Source organism: Corynebacterium sp. KPL2861 (assembly GCF_040225475.1).
Classification (GTDB): domain Bacteria; phylum Actinomycetota; class Actinomycetes; order Mycobacteriales; family Mycobacteriaceae; genus Corynebacterium.
In genome coordinates, this window is sequence record NZ_JBEHFW010000002.1 from 1 (window position 1) to 19,517 (window position 19,517).

At 57.7% G+C, this 19,517-nt stretch carries 18 protein-coding genes and 1 tRNA gene; 8 read left to right on the forward strand and 11 right to left on the reverse strand.

The genetic code is table 11. The annotated features are described in order from the left end of the window. The 7 genes from ABRP84_RS01590 to ABRP84_RS01620 all read left to right on the forward strand — a co-directional run. The coding region (locus tag ABRP84_RS01590) for an integrase core domain-containing protein (protein ID WP_349852346.1) at window positions 1–249 on the forward strand (249 nt) is incomplete at its 5' end. A gap of 60 nt (window positions 250–309) precedes the next feature. Continuing rightward, complete coding sequence (locus ABRP84_RS01595) at window positions 310–1,548, forward strand: IS256 family transposase (RefSeq protein ID WP_349852348.1); 1,239 nt, start codon at window positions 310–312, stop codon at window positions 1,546–1,548. 80 nt (window positions 1,549–1,628) lie between these two features. Then, window positions 1,629–2,420 (forward strand): aminotransferase class I/II-fold pyridoxal phosphate-dependent enzyme, encoded by a 792-nt coding sequence (locus ABRP84_RS01600; RefSeq protein ID WP_349852644.1) that lies wholly within the window; start codon window positions 1,629–1,631, stop codon window positions 2,418–2,420. A gap of 324 nt (window positions 2,421–2,744) precedes the next feature. Continuing rightward, entirely contained in the window at window positions 2,745–2,957 is a 213-nt protein-coding gene (locus tag ABRP84_RS01605; RefSeq protein WP_005281909.1) for a hypothetical protein, read from the forward strand. Window positions 2,958–3,171: 214 nt separating this feature from the next. Then, complete coding sequence (locus ABRP84_RS01610) at window positions 3,172–3,618, forward strand: DUF2871 domain-containing protein (RefSeq protein WP_005281911.1); 447 nt, start codon at window positions 3,172–3,174, stop codon at window positions 3,616–3,618. A 2-nt stretch (window positions 3,619–3,620) separates the two neighbouring features. Further along, a complete protein-coding gene (locus ABRP84_RS01615; protein ID WP_005281912.1) occupies window positions 3,621–3,752 on the forward strand; it encodes a hypothetical protein in 132 nt (43 codons plus the stop codon). A gap of 60 nt (window positions 3,753–3,812) precedes the next feature. Beyond that, window positions 3,813–4,517 (forward strand): MFS transporter, encoded by a 705-nt coding sequence (locus tag ABRP84_RS01620; RefSeq protein WP_005281914.1) that lies wholly within the window; start codon window positions 3,813–3,815, stop codon window positions 4,515–4,517. Between the two features lie 220 nt (window positions 4,518–4,737). Here the strand turns inward: ABRP84_RS01620 and ABRP84_RS01625 are convergent, their stop codons facing one another. The 11 genes from ABRP84_RS01625 to ABRP84_RS01675 form a co-directional block, all read right to left on the reverse strand. Beyond that, entirely contained in the window at window positions 4,738–6,510 is a 1,773-nt protein-coding gene (locus ABRP84_RS01625) for an ABC transporter ATP-binding protein (RefSeq protein WP_349852351.1), read from the reverse strand. Further along, window positions 6,503–8,251 (reverse strand): ABC transporter ATP-binding protein, encoded by a 1,749-nt coding sequence (locus ABRP84_RS01630; RefSeq protein WP_023028512.1) that lies wholly within the window; start codon window positions 8,249–8,251, stop codon window positions 6,503–6,505. The genes ABRP84_RS01625 and ABRP84_RS01630 overlap by 8 nt, the downstream gene beginning before the upstream one ends. Next, on the reverse strand, window positions 8,244–9,728 hold the full coding sequence (locus tag ABRP84_RS01635) for an ABC transporter ATP-binding protein (RefSeq protein WP_349852354.1): 1,485 nt from the start codon (window positions 9,726–9,728) through the stop codon (window positions 8,244–8,246). The genes ABRP84_RS01630 and ABRP84_RS01635 overlap by 8 nt, the downstream gene beginning before the upstream one ends. After that, on the reverse strand, window positions 9,725–10,450 hold the full coding sequence (locus tag ABRP84_RS01640; protein WP_349852356.1) for an energy-coupling factor transporter transmembrane component T family protein: 726 nt from the start codon (window positions 10,448–10,450) through the stop codon (window positions 9,725–9,727). The genes ABRP84_RS01635 and ABRP84_RS01640 overlap by 4 nt, the downstream gene beginning before the upstream one ends. Continuing rightward, complete coding sequence (locus tag ABRP84_RS01645) at window positions 10,447–11,082, reverse strand: MptD family putative ECF transporter S component (protein ID WP_284631136.1); 636 nt, start codon at window positions 11,080–11,082, stop codon at window positions 10,447–10,449. The genes ABRP84_RS01640 and ABRP84_RS01645 overlap by 4 nt, the downstream gene beginning before the upstream one ends. 206 nt (window positions 11,083–11,288) lie before the next feature. Beyond that, a complete protein-coding gene (locus ABRP84_RS01650) occupies window positions 11,289–11,891 on the reverse strand; it encodes a DJ-1/PfpI family protein (protein ID WP_349852358.1) in 603 nt (200 codons plus the stop codon). A gap of 113 nt (window positions 11,892–12,004) precedes the next feature. Then, window positions 12,005–12,080, reverse strand: a tRNA-Arg gene (locus tag ABRP84_RS01655). 114 nt (window positions 12,081–12,194) lie between these two features. Then, window positions 12,195–12,476, reverse strand: coding sequence for a glutaredoxin domain-containing protein (locus ABRP84_RS01660; protein WP_023017602.1), 282 nt, complete (start codon window positions 12,474–12,476; stop codon window positions 12,195–12,197). After that, window positions 12,476–13,006 (reverse strand): dihydrofolate reductase, encoded by a 531-nt coding sequence (locus tag ABRP84_RS01665; RefSeq protein WP_349852361.1) that lies wholly within the window; start codon window positions 13,004–13,006, stop codon window positions 12,476–12,478. Before ABRP84_RS01665 ends, ABRP84_RS01660 begins: the two co-directional genes overlap by 1 nt. After that, the gene (locus tag ABRP84_RS01670; protein WP_349852645.1) at window positions 13,006–13,812 is read right to left on the reverse strand and encodes a thymidylate synthase; all 807 of its coding nucleotides are present in this window, start codon (window positions 13,810–13,812) and stop codon (window positions 13,006–13,008) included. The genes ABRP84_RS01665 and ABRP84_RS01670 overlap by 1 nt, the downstream gene beginning before the upstream one ends. 1 nt (window position 13,813) lies before the next feature. Then, entirely contained in the window at window positions 13,814–14,572 is a 759-nt protein-coding gene (locus ABRP84_RS01675; RefSeq protein WP_349852363.1) for a 3'(2'),5'-bisphosphate nucleotidase CysQ, read from the reverse strand. 35 nt (window positions 14,573–14,607) lie between these two features. Between ABRP84_RS01675 and ABRP84_RS01680 the strand changes: the two genes are divergently transcribed. Next, entirely contained in the window at window positions 14,608–19,476 is a 4,869-nt protein-coding gene (locus ABRP84_RS01680) for an Lhr family ATP-dependent helicase (RefSeq protein ID WP_349852365.1), read from the forward strand. The last annotated feature ends 41 nt before the right edge of the window (window positions 19,477–19,517 follow it).

Below are 19,517 nucleotides of genomic sequence, written 5' to 3' on the forward strand. Positions count from 1 at the left end.
CAATCGGTCGGCCGTACTGGTGTCTGCTTTGACAATGCGATGGCCGAGTCGTTCTGGTCGACATTGAAGACCGAATTCTACGATCGGAAGAAATGGCGAACCCGTGACGAAGCCCGGAAGGCGGTGGCTCGCTGGATTGAGATTGTCTACAACCGGCGCCGTCGACACTCAGCCATCGGGATGGTAAGCCCCGTCGATTTCGAAGCCCAGCTCGCTGATCAAAATGGTAATAAGAAAACCGCTGCTTAACCCCTAAGCAGCTTAACTACGTGTCCACGATTTGCGGGCAACCCCAAAAGGCATATGACGATGACCGCTGCACCACATTCTATCGACCCGACAACCTACTTGGATGATCTGCTCGCTCAAGCCTCCCCTGACTTGATGCGCCAGATGCTGCAAGGGTTTATCAACCAAATCCTCTCCGCCCAGGCCGACACCGTCTGCGGCGCCGAATACGGCGTTGCCTCCACCGAACGCGTCAACCACCGCAATGGGTACCGCCACCGCGACCTTGACACCCGTGTCGGCACGATCGATGTCGCAGTACCGAAGTTGCGTCACGGCGCATTCTTCCCAGACTGGTTGTTAGAACGCCGTACGCGGGCAGAACGGGCCTTATCGACCGTCATTGCAACCTGCTACCTCAAAGGGGTTTCCACCCGCAGAATGAACGACCTGGTAGCCACGTTGGGTATTGCCAACATGTCGAAATCCCAAGTTTCACGCATGGCAGAAGAACTCGACGAGATGGTCGCCGATTTCAAAAACCGTCCGCTCGATCCCGGCGGCTACGCCTACCTGTCCTGCGACGCGCTGACAATCAAAGTGCGCGAAGGCGGCCGTGTGGTCAAATGCTCAGTGCTGCTTGCTACTGGGGTCAACGCTGACGGGTATCGCGAGATGCTTGGCATGCATGTCGCCACCACGGAATCCAACGCGTTGTGGAAAGGCTTCTTCCAGGACCTAAAAGCCCGCGGACTTACCGGCGTATTCCTTATCACCAGTGATGCCCACGAAGGCATCCAACACGCCATTTCCGAAGTACTACCTGATGCGTCGTGGCAGCGCTGCCGCACCCATTTTGCGAAGAACCTTTACGAGAAGGTCCCGAAGACACAATGGCCTATGGTCTCTGCAATGTTCCAGACCATCTTTCAACAACCAGATGCCCAATCCACCTGGTCCCAAGCCCGTGAGGTAGTCGATCTACTAGAGCCGAAGTTCCCGCAAGTTGCGACCTATCTGGAGGAATCACTCGATGAAGTATTAGCGTTTACCGCAGCCCCGAAGTCGGTGTGGTCGAAGGTCTGGTCGAATAACCCCACAGAACGGTTAAACCGGGAAATCCGCCGGCGCACCGATGTTGTGGGCATCTTCCCGAACCGAGAATCCATCATCCGGCTTGTCGGTGCGGTCCTAGCCGAGCAACACGACGATTGGATCCAACAAAAACGCTACATGTCACTGACCGCACTCGAACACACCAGACACCTCATGCACCGCACAGGAGACGCCAATGGTGACCACACCCAGCTAACCGCCTGACCTCAAACACAGAACTGAATACCGAGCCGAAAGCACAAACGGCTACACCACTACACGGGACTTGACCTCAAGGGGATACGATTTTTTGCGAGGATCCAACCTATCGCGGAACTTTGGAAGCGTTATCGCTCAAAGGTATTAGGACGCATGCGATTCCACGGGCCGCTCTCGGGACTTCAAGCCTAGAGAGATATTTAGGCGGGACGCATGACGAAGTTTTATATTGTCAGGCCAGTGTACATAACCCCACAGGAACGATTTTATCTGAAGAGCGTGTAACAAAGCTCGCTGAGTATGCACTGCACTATAAAGTAAAAATTATTGAGGATTGCAGTAGTTTTGATCTCACATTAGGAATTTCGGTAGGTAGGACATTGGCCGGACGTATTCCGGATGACAATCACTTATTGATTGGAACCCTCTCGAAGCTTTTTTGGGGAGGTTTGCGTATTGGTTGGGTTCGTAGCTCTGAAAACAATATTCACATGCTACGCGAGGTTAGAAAAGTGTCAGATTTGGCTCCACCAGTATTCGAGCAGCTAATCGCGGTTAAACTATTGGATAAAGCCAAGGAGGCTCGAAGCGAGCGTCGCAAAATGCTCACAAAAGGTTTCGAGCTTACAACACGATTTGTTTCTGAATTACTACCCGAGTGGGATATCTTGCCGGTCGATGGAGGCACTTCCATTTGGATAAATACTCACCGAGACGCTACAACGTTGGCGTCCTTCGCTGCATCAGCTGGAGTGCTTTTAGCACCAGGGAGTATGTTTTCACCTTCGAACGGATTCGCAAGTTTCTTGAAATTTCCTATTTGGCGTAACGAGGAAATCCTTTCTAGAGGGCTTCACAAAATCGCGAATAGTGTGTGAAGGGGTCCAGACCTTATGCGTTGGGGCACAAGGGGGCATAGACGCTGACTAAACGACGCATTCGCGAACAAGTCTGCTCATGTACCTGGGTTCACCCCGCGTGTCCATAATGAATCGCGGCAGAGGTAGCCTGAGAACCATGAGAAGCTTGTGGAATCATTTCCGGCCATTTTGCGTGTCAGCCTTGATAGTCATCGTGCTCGGGGTTCTGTTTAATGACTATCACTGGGCACTGACTTTAATGGTCACAATTTTGCTCATAGGCGTTGTTTTATCGCTGGCGGATTATGCTTCCGAACGGCGTCGAAAGAATAAGGACAAGTGATGAATCGGAAATTGCGGTTGTCGTTGGCTACCGGATTTCTCGGTGTGGTTTTGGTCATCGCGGCGCCTATTTTAATTAACATGGGAATTGATACTGCCGATGCTGGGCAGCAATCAGGCAATGCTGTGGTTCCATTGCTTTTAGCGGGCCTCGGGACCGTGCTGGTGATCCTCGCGCTGGCCCGTTCCGGTCCTGTATTTGAAAAAATATAAAAGCCGAGCGCTAGAAGCGCTAGTTTTGGTGCTGCACTCCTTGCGGGACCTGAAGTGGTCCCGAGGTCACTCTCTTTGAATCAACCTACTGGTTGATTCAAAGTTCAACCGCCTCTGCGATTCAAAGCCGGACAAGTCGGGGCAAGATATGTATTTAGAGAACTTGATCCCCTCGGCTATACAGTCACAGCGATGACTGGGAAGGAGTAATAATATGAAGGCTTTGTACAGGGCAGCGATTTTCTACCTCGTCTTGGGCTTGGTCGCCGGCTTGTTTTATCGGGAGTTTACGAAGCTACAAGATTTCCCGGAAGGCGAATATACGCAGCTAAGCGTGGCTCACACCCACTTGCTGGCGCTAGGCTTCATGCTATTCCTTATCTTCTTGGCGTTGGAAAAGGTCTTTGCACTGTCGCGGCACCACCAGCTGTTCAACTCGTTCTTCTGGCTCTACAACGTAGGCGTGGTGCTCACCGTCGGCATGCAAATTTCACACGGCATATTGACGGTGTTGGGCAAGGAATCCAATGAGATGATTTCGGGCATCGCCGGGCTGGGCCACATCTTTATCACGGTGGGGCTGACGGTCTTCCTCGTAAATCTGGGGCGGGCCATCAAGGACCCGGATGACGGCAGCGCCAATGCTTCGGTGAACGCCTAACAATGAGCGAGCACAGCGCACAAGAAAACGTCACAGCGCCTACTCGCCGCGATCGGATAAGCCTGGCGGTCCTTTCCATCGGACTGGGCGTCATCGTTCTTGATGGCACGATCGTCGGCGTGGCATTGCCATAGATCATTACTGACCTGCAGCTCAACCTGACGCAGGCGCAGTGGGTCAACAGCCTCTATGCGGTGCTATTAGCTGCGCTGCTGCTGTCAACGGGCAAGATTGCTGATACCTGGGGACGCAAGCGCGCCTTCCTCATCGGCCTGACAATATTTGTGGCAGGCAGCGTATTGGCGGGATTTTCTACCTCCGCCGCCACGCTGATCTCCGCGTGCGCAGTACAGGAAATCGGTGCTGCGTTCATCATGTCGTCCGTGCTTTCGACCGTTAATGCCGTGTTTCGCGGCAAGTACCGCGCCGCAGCCTTTGGTGTGCGGAGCGCGGTGATTTCCGGCGAAGCAGCGGTCGGACCGCTTGCCGGTGGCGCTCGCGATTTCGGCTGTGGGGTTCGCGCTGTTTATCCGGCGGAAAAGCACCGTGAGCGGGGTCACCTCTCGGCGCTGCTGGACCTAGGCTTGTTTTCTTATTCCACGTTTTCGTGGGGCAATATCACCGCTGGTGCGGTAGCAATCGGCGAGTTTGCCATCATCTTCGCGTTGCCGCTGTACCTGATTAATACGTTGGACCTTAGCACGATGTCGGCAGGCCTTGTGCTGGCGGCCATGGCAGTCGGTGCATTCTCTCCGGCGCGGCAGCCCCCACGTCGCGGCACGGTACGGGGGCGCCTGGCACCGTGCTCATCGGGCTCGGATTGGAAGCCGTCGGCGTCCTTATCCTCGTCCTGCTTATGGGGCCGGATACGAATGGTTGGATCATCGCTGCGCCGCTGACCCTGTACGGCTTGGGCCTAGGGTTCGCCTCCGCAACGCAAAGCACCGTGCGCTTGGAGCAGTGGTGCAGGCCTTAAGCGAGGGCTTGACCAACGCCGCGCAGTGGTCACTCGTCGCCGCTACCGCATTCCTCGCTCTGGGCTTTGTTGGTGCACTTCGGGTGCGCCGTGCTGCGGGGGAGAAGGGTGCCCCGCAAACAACGTCGATCTCGGTGCCCGCGTTAATCGCGTCCCGAACTGATTTTCCACCCGCGTGCTGCTTTGCGTTGCTGCCAGAAGTGACGGTAGATACCGGGGACATCGGAAAGCTCAGAATGCGTGCCCAGCTGGCTGACGTGCCCGTGTTCATCCAAGACTACGATTTGATCAGCAGATTTGATTGTATCCAGCTTATGGGCGATAACGATAAAAGTAGACTTCTCCCGTAGCTCGTCCATTGCGGCAAGGATATTTGCCTCATTTTCTGCATCGAGTGCGGAAGTTGCTTCATCAAAGAGGACAATCGGCGCTTGCTTGAGCAGCGCGCGAGCAACAGATACGCGCTGGCGCTCGCCGCCGGACAGAAGCCGTCCCCCTTCACCAACCGGAGTGTGCCACCCTAGCCGGTTCGCAATAGACGTCACGCCTGAAAGATTAGCTGCACGGAAGATTTCCTCATCGCAGGCATCGGGACGACCAACGCGGATATTAGCAATCAGCGAATCATCGAAGAGATAGACGTCCTGAAAGACCATGGATAATCTGGACATTAGCTGTTCGGTTCCAAGCTCGCGGATATCTACGCCGTCAACCATCACCGCCCCGGAATCTACATCCCAGAATCGCGAGATAAGGCGCGCAATTGTGGTCTTTCCGGAGCCAGAAGGACCGACAATGGCGGTAACGGTGCCCGGTTGGGCGTGGAAGGCGACATCGACCAATACCGGCTTATCTCCGTATCCAAACGTGACATCGCGCAGCTCAACACTGCCCGAACCGTCTCCTGTGCGCGGAGTAGTGGGTTCTGGCAGGGAAGGGGCATCGGTGATGAGTTCGGTTTCTGCGAGTGCGATACGGCCGACGTCTAAACCGACGAAAGAAGAGCCCAGCTGCTCAAGCGTGCGGGTAAACCTCAAGCTGATTCCGATGATCGCAATTGTTTCTAGTGGCGATAGGGCGCCTTCAACGGCAAGATCCGCGGAGACCGTAATGAGCGCCACGATGAAGATCTGCACTACTATGCCGTTGAGTAGCAAAGCTAATGTGGATACCCATAGCTCGCGTATCCGTGCTTTATGATCGATTTCTAGTGCTTGCTCAAGTGGCGTAAACCCTTGTGATTTTCCCGCCGCGCGCAAGGCCGGCTGGCGGTTAGCAAATTCTACGATGCGCTGGGAGAGCTCTTTACTCGGCCCGAGTGCGCGGTTCGATGCTTTCTCACGAATCCACGCAGCCAACTGCATCACCGCCAGCGCCACTGGTGCGATGATTAGAAAGACCAATCCCAACCGCAGATTCCAGAAACACGCTCCTACTAACAAGGTGACAAGTGCCGCGCTATCGCGGTATATCGTGCCTTGAATATGCGCAATGGTCTCGGCCGCCGCCATAAAGCGATCTGAGACGAGGCGAGATAGGCCGCCGGTATTAGCCGGTACGAACCAGCCGAGCGGTAGCGTTGCTAATTTATCGCCCACAGTCGTGTGCGCGGTTCGGATGAAATCCAAGGCCGTGTGGTAAGAGGCCATGGTTGCGAAAAATCGTAGCGCAAAAGCTACGAGCGCAATTGCCAAAAGCGTCCACACCCATGGTGCGATCGTCGTATCCCCATCGAGTGCCTTTGTAAGTGGCACGAGCGTGAGAACGGCGAGGCCGTCAAGCACGCCAACGATAAGCGATAGACAAGCATGCCTTTTATTGAGCTTATGGCCTACAGGACTTTGCAGCTTTTTGACACTGCGAGTAAGTAGCGGATCACGAAGACGCGAACTAGCAGGCGTGGTGGCATTAGACATGAGAATTATCCTTCACAGGCTTGAGGCGGATTATTTGGTCTGCGCCTTGGATGGACTCCGGCTTGTGGGCGATGACCAAGACGGTCTTGTCTCTTACGAGTGTGGCCAGAGCCGCTTGAATTTCTGCTTCGCAGTCAGGATCAGTTGCCGCAGTAGCTTCATCCAGGATCAAGATTGGGGCATTGGTAATAATTGCCCGGGCAATAGAAATGCGTTGCTGTTGTCCACCGGATAAAGAGATGTCCTCACCAACAACGGTGTCGAGCCCAGCCGGTAAAGCGCGAATATCAGCAGCTATGTGCGCAGCCTCTGCTGCTTGCCAGATTTCTTCATCGCGAGCTTCTGGGCGTGCAAGGCGAATGTTTTCCCGAATACTCATGCGCAGTAAGTGAGGATCTTGTAAGACGAAAGCCACAGTGCGGTACAAACTGTCGAAAGTGAGATCACGGATATCCACGTTGTTGATAGTGATTGTGCCCGAATCTGGATCCTGGAAACGCGCCAGCATCGTTGCTGCTGTGGATTTGCCAGACCCGGAGGGGCCAATCAATGCCGTGACAGTGCCTGCGTTTAATTGCGCAGAAAAGTCTTGGAGGACTGGTGTGTCTGGGGCGTAGCTAAAGCTGACCTTGTGGAATTCCACCTCCATGTCTTGACTACTGGCATCGAGGCTCTTTGAGCCTTCATTCACGTGGGAAATTGTCATGACTTCATCGAGGCGCAACGCCGCATTGCCAGCGAGCTGGTAAGACCACATCATGCGGCCGACGGTTTGAATCGTGCCTGGGATCACCAGTGCAATCAACGTTGTGGCGATGACTTCAGCAACCGTGACATAGTCCCCGGCTATTAGCAGAGAACCGACTCCTATATTGATAAGGATGAGCACGGGAACCGCCACCACGGATTCTGAAATTGCGCTAACGCGAAGAAGCGGACGTACCCACTCGTAATAGAAGTCAGCGAATTGTTTAGCAGCTTCGCGGTACCGAGCGTGGGCTTTGCCAACGGTGCCAAAAGCCTTGACGACGGAAATACCTTCGGAGAACTCCACTGCAGTGGCAGAAACCTCTCCAAGATAATCGTCCATTTCCGCAGTTTTTGTGCCCATATCTTTCATTGAATACGCCTGGATTGCTAGGAAAATGGGCACAGTGGCAATAGAAAGTAGGCCAAGGCGCCAATCCAAGATAAAGGCATAAACTAGAAGCGCAAGAGGCGTGAAGATTGCGGCAACTTGCTCTACAGGAGCATGGGCTGTCAGGGTGTGCAGAGTTAGCGTATCGTCCTCGACTGCTTTGCGGACTTTGCCGGAATTAGTCTGGCTAAACCAAGACAGCGGTGCTTTCGCAATAGCGGTAATAATTCGGCGCCGGTTGATCCCCACCAGCTTTGCATCAGCGAAGTGGGTGATCGTAAGGGCAAGGAAATAGAAGAATAGCTGGCCCAAAAATGCTGCAAGGAGCCATTTCACAATGGACGCGACGTCATCAGTATTGCCGTCGATTAGAGCATTTCCCAGTGCCACCAACGCGACGTAGGGTGCTACGGCGAGTACCGAGGATATAAGCGCGAGAAACTGTGCGAAGTAGATGGTTGTTTGCACTGGGGCCAGTAGCTTTTTTAGAGCGACTTGGCCGGCTTTTTGTTTTGCGCGAGCCTCTTCTTCCGGTGACGCACCGTGTGATTCTGGTGCGTGGGTTCCGCTTGATTCTGTGGAACTTTGTTTTACCTCAGACATTTCTTTCTCGATTCTTATTGATTTCCGTCATATCGATGATTCTGGTGACTGATTCTTGGATGAATTCGTGGTCATGGGTGATAACGATGACCACTGCGCCGCTTGCTGCAAGAGATCGAAGCAGCGCAGAGATGGATTGCAGTTGGCGCCAGCCCACTCCAGAGGTAGGTTCATCGAAGATGTAGACCTCTGCTTGCTCGGCTTGGGCTGAAGCTATGGCTAAGCGTTGCCGTTGCCCACCGGACAGAGACTGCGGATGCCGTTGGGCCATCTCTTCCAGATCGAGGCGATGGAGAATCTCGTTGACATCGATGTGGTCCCGCTTCTTCTTTGCCAGTCCGAGCGTGACCTCTTCTTCGGTGGTGCCAGCGAATAGCTGGCGGCCAACATCCTGCATCACCATGTACGCGCTGCGCCTCCGAGCTGCTGCTCCTACTCGTTTGCTGTTCAAACGGAGGCTACCGCCGCGTTTGGGAGAGGCAAGACCACAAATGATTCTGGCGAGGGTGGTTTTGCCAACCCCGTTGGGCCCGATTAAGGCGGTGACTTCGCCGCTGGGGAAAAATGCGTGGTCAATGTTTAGCACCTCATGCGTGCCATAAGAAAAACGGATGTTGCTTAACTCGAGTCCGCTCCGCTGGGGATCGGCGTTTTCGGGCGTGGGTGGTGCCGGCACGCTCGCGGGCAGGGGAACGTGGTGTAAGCTGCGTAGCCCCAATTGTTTGCGTTCGGGTTCGTCTAAGGCATAAAACTCTTGCGCGTGGAAACTCCGCGCTATTTTTCCCTGAGTCAAGTAAATAACTTGGTCAGCGATATCTTTTAAGAAAAAGAGGCGGTGATCAGCGATAATGATCGTTGTGCCTAATTCCTTCAAGCGGTGTAGCACGCGTGCGAGAATCTCGATGCTTTCCATGGAGAGATTGGACGTGGGTTCATCGAGAAGCACGAGACTGCCCGGAGACACAAGCGCGCATGCGCATGCCACGGTTTGTAACTGTCCACCGGATAATTCTTTGAATCGCCGGCCCCGAAGATCGTTAATGCCTAGCAACTCGACCGCTGATTGAATCCTCGACTCAATTTCTGCGGGATCCATACCAAGGTTTTCTAGTCCGAAGGCTAATTCTGCATTGACGCTTTCAGTGAAAAACTGCGTCCGTGGATTCTGGAATACTGAGGCGCTGAACTCGATGGCGCGGGAGAGCGGTTCCTGCGCAGGGTTAAAAGCCTGGTCATCCTTTGTAATAGTGATGGTGCCTAGTAGCTCTCCTGGATTGAAATGGGGGATGAGTCCGTTGATCAACTTGAGTACCGTGGACTTTCCCGATCCGGAATCACCGGTAATCAGTAGGCACTGTCCTGGAGAGACAGAAAAAGACACATCAGATACACCTTGAATGCCTGGCCGAGCGCCCAATGGATATGTAAAAGAAACGTTATGGGCGTTTACACTGGTTGCGATACTGCGTTCGTTCATAAGTGGACCTCCGTGGGAAGCCAGACAGAGGCAACAACGAGGCCCAACCCAGCTATTGCAGTTGCATCGACAAGCTTGAAGGAAAGATCGGCGGTGGTGGTTGGGCGTGTGGGTCCTCCCAATCCGCGGACAAGAGCAGAGGCAGCGAGCTCATCACCAGCGCGGACGACGGCGCCTAATAAGGGGATGATCAGCATCGCGGATGATTGTGTGGGCTGTGTGAACCAGCTTTTTACTCCGGGTTGGAGACCCCGAAGGACCATGGCATCGCGGATGGCTTTGGCTTCTGCCACGATGATCGGCAAAACGCGCAGGAATACCGCCGGTGGAATGGTGGCCCAGCCTGGTAAACGCAGGTCCCGCAGTGCTGAGGTCAACGTGGATGGTGTGAGAGTGAGCAAGCCGAATGCGCCGATGGACATGCTGATGACAAAACGGCTTAGCCACGAAAAAATTGCCGCCGAAAAAGCGAAAAATGTGGAGCCAGGAAGCTGTAATAGGCCCCAATACCCTAGATAGGATAATGCAAAAGCGCACAGGCAAATAAGACCATAGTGTGGCTTTACTGTAGCTAGTGCGATGGAGCTGAAGGCGATAGAAATCAGCAGTGTCGGTAGGTGGCCGTGGCTGAGAGCTACCGCATTGATTACTAGAACAGAAAGCAGCACGGTCCGTGGATCGATCGAAGCTCGACGAAGCACGCCCTGTTTCTGCAGGCTCACAGGAGACCAGCGCTTTCAAAGTGTTTGCGGCTGACGCGAACTCCGACCTTTCCTCCGATAAAGCCGACGATGAGCGCGCAAATGGCCAGTGCTCCAATGGTCCATGGCTGGAAGATATCCGACATAGCATCGGCGTATTCTTGGCCCATTTGGTCTGCGATATCGACGTAGTATGAGTCCGTATCCATAATTAGCGGGATAAAAGGCAAAGAAACCCAGGCGCAGAAGACGCCATAGGCAATAGGGAAGGACTTGGCAATCCCGAGGTGGCTTTTTGTGATAATCAAATCCGCGATAAACCCAAGAATTATGCTTCCCAGCAAGGTCCAGAAGTAGTGCCCGGTGAGCATGAATGCTAATCCGTTAATACCGCCGACAAGGGTGAAAGCGCCCATTTTGGGCGTGCGGGCGGCATAAAGCGCTAGCACGATTCCATTTGCGATTGCCGCGATGAACCAGCCAATGAACATGAATTGGGGTCCTGCGAATCCAACCATCCCGGTTACAAAAGTGATTACAAAGTAAAGTGCGGAAAAGATGCCAGCGTTGATGAGATCTCTGGTGTTTAAACGTGCCGTCGACCCACTGGATGAGCTTGTATTCCGTGCAGGCGTAGAGGACTGTTGGGTCATGGTAAACCTCGATTCATAAACAGTAGGGAAAGTAAGGCTTACCTAAAACGTATAATACTGTTTATAAGGTATTTCTAGTTTGATCTGAAGATTTACCCTTAATGGGGGCGAATGCAGATAAGCGGTTTATAGGGATCATAAAATAACTATTTGTTGATATGAGGGAACTAAGGTGTACCGCCTCTGCATGCTTGGACCGAATGAAATCAGACAGCAAACGGATCGTTATCGGGATTGCTGTTGACGATGAGCTCAATATGGTTGGTCACTGAGAGTGCTGTTTCTTCACCGAAGAAGTGAGTAATGAAGGCCACCGCCATATCAATTCCTGCCGCCACACCGGATGATGTCCAGAGATTGCCGTCGTGGACCCATCGAGCTTGCTTTTTCCATTCAATTTTCTGGCCGTGCGTTCTAACCCAGTCGAACGCGTTCTTATTTGTGGTAGCGGTGTGGTTTTCTAAAAGGCCCGCGGCGGCGAGTAGCGCTGACCCAGTACAAACTGAGGTGATGATGTCCGCCGAGCTTGCAAGGGCGGTTAGCTGGCGGAGGAATTCTGGATCTTGAGCAAGTGAGCGTGTACCGCGTCCTCCTGGTACAAGCAGAGTATCTCCAGAGAAAGATTCAAAACGCATTGTCGGAACTATGCGTACCCCTTGAGCGCTGCTTACCGGACTGTCATGTTTTGACAGATAGTTGACTTCAAGGCCTGGTGTATTTGCGAGTACTTCTGCGGGGCCAAAAACATCGAGTAACTCGAACCCATCAAAAAGTACGATGCCAATGTTGTGCGGACGCGTCTGGCTCATGACTAAACCGTATCAAAACCGATTTTGACGACCTTAGTGTTTTGGTACGCGGGGTCAATAAGCAGAAGCGTGGAAAAATCTACCCCTCTGATGCAGGTCAGAGGGGTACAAATTGGTGCCCCAGAGAAGATTCGAACTTCCGACACCGGCTTTAGGAGAGCCGTGCTCTATCCCCTGAGCTACTGGGGCGGGGATGTTGCGTATGCAACTCGGATCATCATAGCAGTGGGGCGCGAGTGCGCCCCAAAAGGCTGCGTGCGCGGCCATTTGTATAGGTCCGGCCAGCAGCCTTAGCTATGAGGTTTAGGTGTCTGCCAGTTCTTCCTGCTTGTTGCGCACGGAGGATGCGGGCGGGTTGGTTTCGTGGGTGCCGTCGGAATACAAGACGGTGGGGATGATGCGGTTGCCGTCGTTGACGGACTTGATCCACTCGTTGATGTCATCGGCGTTATCGCCCTCTACGTCCACGAGCTCGTACGGGGTTTCGGTGCGGTCCAAGTTCTTAATGAGCTTGGCGCAAAATGGGCACCAGTCGGCGTAGAAGATGGTGACATCGGCATTGGTTTCGGGTGCTTGTACAGTCATTATGCTGCGTCCTTTCTATCGTAAGTTAAAAAGCGGTACTTCATGGGTAGCTCGCTGGCCGGCTGCTCGGGAAGCTCTAAATGCCCTTTGTCAGAGGTAAGCCAATCCGTGCTGTAGGCCAAGCCGAACGTATCGGGGATATCCGGGGCAAAGACGGCATCCTCGCCATAGATATCGCCGATGTTTACGCCCATGAGAGTGACCTCGATGCGGTCCACCTGGTCCAAGGCGGCGGTGTAGATTTGGCCGCCGCCGATGACCCAGGCATCGGCAAGCGCGGGCATCGTCTTGCCCACCGTAGCACCAGTTGACCACGTGCCAGGCGCGCGCGAGGAGAGCACGTAATTGTCCCGGCCGGGTAGGGGGCGGAACTTGGGGTTGAGGGACTCCCAGGTCTTGCGGCCCATGATGACAGGCGCGCCCATGGTGACGTCCTTGAAGTGCTTGAGGTCCTCCGGCACGTGCCAGGGCATCTGTGCGCCATCGCCGATGATGCCGTCCAGGGACTGCGCCCAGATCGCGCCGAGCATTAGACCGACACCTGCGCCTTGATGGCCGGGTGTGGGTCGTAGCCCTGCACCTCAAAATCGGCGAAGTCATAGGAGAAGAGGTCCTTCGCCCTGTTGAGCTTGAGCTGCGGGTACTCACGCGGCTCGCGGGAAAGCTGCTCTTGGACTTGCTCCACGTGGTTGTTGTAGATGTGGCAATCGCCTCCGGTCCAGATGAGATCGCCCACCTTGAGGTCGGCTTGCTGGGCAAACATGTGGGTCAGCGCCGCATAGGAGGCGATATTGAAGGGCACGCCCAGGAACATATCCGCCGAGCGCTGGTAGACCTGCAGCGACAGCGTGTCATTGGCCACGTAGAGCTGGAAGAGCAGGTGGCAGGGCATAAGTGCCATCTGGTCGAGCCCAGATACATTCCACGCGGAGACCAGGTTGCGGCGCGAGTCCGGGTTATTCTTCAGGGTGTCAAGCGCCTGCTGGATTTGGTCGATGTGCTTCCCGTCCGGGGTGGGCCAAGAGCGCCACTGCACGCCGTAGACTGGGCCCAAATTGCCATTCTCATCGGCCCACTCGTTCCAGATGCGCACGTTATTATCCTGCAGGAATTTCACATTGGAATCACCGCGCAGGAACCACAGCAGCTCGCCGATGACCCCGCGAAAGTAGACCTTCTTCGTGGTCAGCAGCGGGAAGGATTCCGACAGGTTATAGCGCAGCTGCGCGCCGAAAATGGAGCGCGTGCCGGTGCCGGTGCGATCGCCTTTGGCCGTGCCTTCTTCGAGGACGCGGCGGAGGAGATCCTCATAAGGAGTCTCAATCATAGGCACCAGTTTAGAAGCCGCCATTCTCCTCGGCAAAGGCCGCGGCGTGCTCTAGAATCTCGTCTTTGAGCTCGGGGCGGCAGATGAGCAGATCGGGGATGAAGGTGTCCTCGTTATTGAAGGTGATGGGGCTGCCATCGAGGCGGGAGCAGTGCAGGCCGGCTGCCATGGCCACGCCTACCGGGGCGGCTTGGTCCCACTCGTATTGGCCGCCGGCGTGAATATAACCGTCATAATCGCCCAGCAGCACGTGCATGGCCTTAGCGCCGGCGGAACCTATGCCCTCGGTTTCATAGCCCATCTGTTCTGCGATATAGCCGGCCACCTTGGGTGGGCGATTGCGGGAGATGACGAATTTCTTAGACAGAGGGCCGTCGACGGCGCGCACATCGGAAGACTTGAAGGTCACGCCGTAATCCGGCAGGCCCACCGCAGCGTGGACCGGGGTGCCATCCTCAATGAGCGCGATGTGTACCGCCCAGTCCTGGCGGCCGGTGGCAAATTCCTTGGTGCCGTCAAGCGGGTCCACGATCCAAACGCGCTTCTTTTTTAGCCGGGCGAGATCATCGGAGGCCTCTTCAGAGAGCACGCCATCGCCGGGCCGGTGCTGTTCTAATACACGGGCGATCCATTCTTGGGCGGCGTCATCGCCGGCATCGCCAAGCGAAAGGCCCCGCAGCAGGCCACCATTGCGCACACCCTTTAAAATCTCGCCGCAGCCTTGGGCGAGCGAATTGGTCAGGCGGGAATCAGAAATCTCGACGGTCATGGTGCCCACATTACAACGGGGACTAGAGTGTGGTCATGCCAGAAAACATCCTCGAACGCTTTCGCCCCCAAGTGGCGCAGTGGTTCCAGGATGTTTTTGCCGCTCCCACCGCGGTACAAGCCCAGGCATGGGACAAGATTTCCCGCGGGGATCACGCTCTGATGGTTGCCCCCACCGGTTCTGGTAAGACGCTCGCGGCGTTTTTATGGGCGCTGAATAACCTGGTGGAGCGCGAAGGACAATTGACCCTGCCGGTAGGCAATGCTTCCGGCTCCGCGACGGGCGTGCGGGTGCTGTATATCTCGCCGCTCAAAGCGCTGGGCGTGGACGTGGAAAATAACCTGCGGGCGCCGCTAACCGGCATTGCGCGCACCGCGGAAAAGCTGGGGTTGGAGGTGCCGAATATTTCCGTGGGCGTGCGCTCGGGCGATACGCCCTCGGCAGAGCGCTCCCGGCAGGTGCGCAAGCCGCCGGATATCCTCATTACCACCCCGGAATCGGCGTATTTGATGCTGACCTCGAAGGCGGCGGGGATTTTGAAAACCGTCGATACCGTCATCATCGATGAAATCCACGCGCTGGCCGGCACCAAGCGCGGCGCGCACCTCGCCCTGACGCTGGAGCGCCTGCAAGAAATTGCGGGGGATTTTCAACGCATTGGGCTTTCTGCCACGGTGCGCCCGCTTTCGGCCGTCTCGGATTTCTTGGGCGGCAACCGCCCGGTGGAAATCGTGGCGCCGGAAGCGCACAAGAAGTGGGACTTGGATGTGCGCGTGCCGGTAGAGGATATGTCGGATCTCCCCACGCCGGAGGCGGGCTCGACCATTGGGGAGCTCACCGTCGATGATGCCATTGGTATTACCGGCGGGCCGGAAGGCAGCGGCGACGGCGGGGAGGACTTCGGCGGGGAAGAAGACACCGCGCTGCCCACCGCGAATTCCATCTGGCCGTTTATTACCCAAGACCTCTACGCCGACATCATGGCGCATCGCTCCACGCTGGTCTTTGTGAACTCGCGGCGCAGCGCTGAGCGCCTGACCAGCCGGCTTAACGAGCTTTACGCGCAGGAATACGACCCGGATTCGCTCTCACCGGAAACCCGGCGCGATCCCGCCCAGCTGATGGCGCACTCTCATGTTGCGGGCAAAGCGCCGGCGGTCATCGCGCGGGCGCACCACGGCTCGGTGTCCAAGGACGAGCGCGCCATGACGGAAACGATGCTAAAGGAAGGCACGCTGAAGGCCGTGGTGGCCACGAGCTCGCTGGAGCTGGGCATCGACATGGGCGCGGTGGATTTGGTGGTGCAGGTGGAATCGCCGCCCTCGGTGGCCTCGGGCCTGCAGCGCGTGGGCCGCGCCGGGCACCACGTGGGCGCGGTATCGCACGGCGCGTTTTATCCCAAGCACCGCGCGGACCTGGTGCAATCCACGCTGACGGTTGCGCGCATGCGCGGCGGGATGATTGAGAAGATGCATACCCCGCGCAACCCGCTGGACGTGCTCGCGCAGCAGACCGTGGCGGCGGTAGCTGCAGCGGGCGAGGAAGGCTTAAGCGCGGATGACTGGTATGACACCGTCAAGCGCAGCCATCCTTACCGCGAGCTGGCCCGCGAGGTCTATGATTCCGTGATTGATCTGGTCAGCGGCGTTTACCCATCCACGGATTTTGCGGAGCTAAAACCCCGCGTGGTGTATGACCGCGTATCCGGTGTGATGACCCCGCGCCCAGGGGCGCAGCGAGTAGCCGTGACTAGCGGCGGCACCATCCCGGATAGGGGAATGTTTGGCGTCTTCCTCTATAGCGGTGGGGAGTCTGGGAAGGCCCCGCGCCGGGTGGGCGAGCTTGATGAAGAAATGGTTTATGAATCCCGCGTGGGCGATGTCTTTACCTTGGGCGCGACCAGCTGGCGCATCGAGGAGATCACCCGCGATCAGGTCCTAGTCACGCCCGCGCCGGGGCATACGGGCCGGCTGCCATTTTGGAATGGCGATGGCGCCGGGCGCCCGTACGAGCTGGGCCAGGCCTTGGGCGAGTATCGCCGCGAGGTGAATACGGACCCGAGCATTATCGCGGATGCTGATGAGAATGCCCGCAGCAATATCTTGTCCTACCTGCGCGAACAGCAGGAGGCCACCGGCATTATTCCGGATGAAAAGACGCTCGTGCTCGAGCGCTTCAAGGATGAGTTGGGGGACTGGCGCGTGGTACTGCATACGCCCTTTGGCCGGCCGGTTAACTCCGCCTGGGCCTTGGCGGTGGGTGCGCGGGTGGGGGAGCGCACTGGCATGGACCCGCAGGCGGTGGCCGGCGATGATGGCATCGTGCTGCGCCTGCCCGAAGGCGAGGCCGATCCTGATGGCACGATTTTTGCCTTCGACGCCGACGATATTGCCGATGTCGTGGCCGAGCAGGTGGGCAATTCCGCGCTCTTTGCCTCCCGCTTCCGCGAGTGCGCGGCCCGCGCGCTGCTTTTGCCCCGCCGCAATCCCGGCAAGCGCGCCCCGCTATGGCAGCAGCGCCAGCGCGCCGAGCAGCTCTTGGACGTCGCCCGCAAATACCCGTCCTTTCCCATCATTTTGGAAACGGTGCGCGAGTGCGTGCAGGACGTCTACGATGTGCCGGCGCTGCAGGAGGTCATGCGCGATCTGGGGCACCGCCGCGTGCGCATTGCGGAGGTCACTACGGATCAGCCTTCGCCCTTTGCCTCCTCGCTGCTTTTTAATTACACCGGCGCCTTCATGTACGAGGGCGATTCCCCGCTGGCGGAAAAGCGGGCGGCGGCACTCGCACTTGACCCGGCGCTTTTGGCCAAGCTGCTCGGCACGGTGGAGCTGCGCGAGCTCTTGGATCCCGCGATCATCGATGAGGTCCATGCCCAACTGCAGCGCACCGCTCCCTCGCGCCGGGCGCGCACCACCGAAGAGGTCGCAGATCTCCTCCGGGTGCTCGGCCCCATCCCGGTCGAGGAGCTGGGCGAGCATACGGATGTTCCCTTAGCCGCCCTGGATAGCCTGGGCACGCGGATTATGCGGGTGCGCATCGGCGGGCGCGAGCACCTGGCCCAGTCCCAGGACGCGGCGCTGCTGCGCGATGCCCTCGGTGTTCCCATCCCTCCCGGCATCCCCGCCCAGGTCGCCACGCTTGCCGATGCCCTCCCACAGCTCATCAGCCGCTGGGCGCGCACCCGCGGCCCGTTCGTGCTCGCGGACTTAACCGCTGCCTTCGGAATTTCCGTCTCCGCTGCACATACCACCCTGGCTGGCCTGGATTCGATCGTGGAGGGCCACTACCGGCAGGGAATAGAGGACCAGGAGTACTGCGCCGCCGAGGTATTAAAGACCATCCGCTCCCGCTCGCTCGCGGCCGCGCGCGCGGATACCGAGCCCGTCTCCGGCGCCGCCTTCGCCCGGTTCCTCCCAGAATGGCACGGCATCGCGCCCGCTGGTAAGCGGCCGGCACTCCGCGGTGCCGATGGCGTATTTTCTGCCCTCGAACAGCTCGCCGGGGTACGCCTTCCCGCCTCCGCATGGGAGTCCATCATCCTGCCCGCCCGCGTGGGCGATTATTCGCCGCGCATGCTGGATGAGCTGACCGCCAATGGTGAGGTGATGATCGTCGGTGCTGGAAAAGCCGGGGCCGCTGACCCGTGGGTGATGCTCCTGCCCGCCGATTACGCCGCCCAGCTCGCCCCCGAAACCGATCCGGAGGGCGTAAGCATGTTGCAACGCGCCATTTTAGGCGTGCTCGAGCGCGGTGGCGGCTTCCTCTTTTCCGATATCGCCGCCGAGGTCCCCGGTACCGCCGAGGAAACCCGCGAGGCCTTCTGGGGGCTGGTGGAGATGGGCTTGGCCAGCCCGGATTCCTTCGCGCCCATCCGCGCGCGCTTATCGGCAGGCGGGCGAGGGGCTTCCCGCGCTGGCCGCGGCTCTACCGCCCACCGCTCCAAGCGGCGCCCCACGCGCTCGCGGCTGCGCATGGGCCGCACCTCGTTCGCCCAGACCCAGAACGCGACCGGCGGAGCCGGCCACACCCCGCCCGATATGCTCGGGCGTTGGTCGCTGGCGGTGCCCGCCGCCCAGGACGCCACCTCGCGGTCTGTGGCGCACGGCGAGGCTTGGCTAGATCGTTACGGCGTGGTCACCCGCGGTTCCGTGGTGGCAGAAGACGTCCTCGGCGGCTTCGCGCTGGCCTATAAGGTCCTTTCCGGCTTCGAGGAATCCGGCAAGGCCATGCGCGGCTACGTCATCGAGGATCTCGGTGCTGCGCAATTTTCCACCCCGGCCATCATTGATCGCCTCCGCGGCTTGGCGGATTCTCCCGATGTCACCGGCTGGCCGTCTGGCACCACCGATCCAGAGACCTTCGTGCTCGCCGCCGTGGATCCCGCCAACCCCTATGGTGCGGCGCTGCCCTGGCCGCAGCGCGACGATGCCGATGGCAAGGCCACTGGCGGGCCTGCCCGCTCCGCCGGGGCATTGGTCGTGCTGTGCGATGGCCTGCCCATCGCCCACCTCACCCGGGGCGGCAAGACCTTGACCACGTTCATCGACGCCCTGCCCGATGGAATCGAGACCGCCGACGTCTACGCCCGCCTCCTGTCTGCGCTCGTAGAACTCATCGCGGCCGGGCACATGTCGCCGCTGGTAATTGAAAAGTGCAATGGCAGCCCCATCCACCAGACCGATGCGGCCGGCATCTTGCGCTCGCTCGGGGCCGGCATCACACCGAAGGGCGTGCGCATTGCCGGGCGCGCCGCGCCGCCGCGCACCCCGCAGGCACCGCGCGGCGGGCAACGCGCCGGGCGGCGTGCCTCCGAGGCCATTGAGGAACTCAGCTTCGACGATCCGCCCCCGCCGCCGCGCAATTCCGGTGGCTTCCGCCCACGCGGCGGATACCGTCGCTAGCCCTATCCGCCCGCAGGTGTATTTTGGTGGGGCCACTGTGC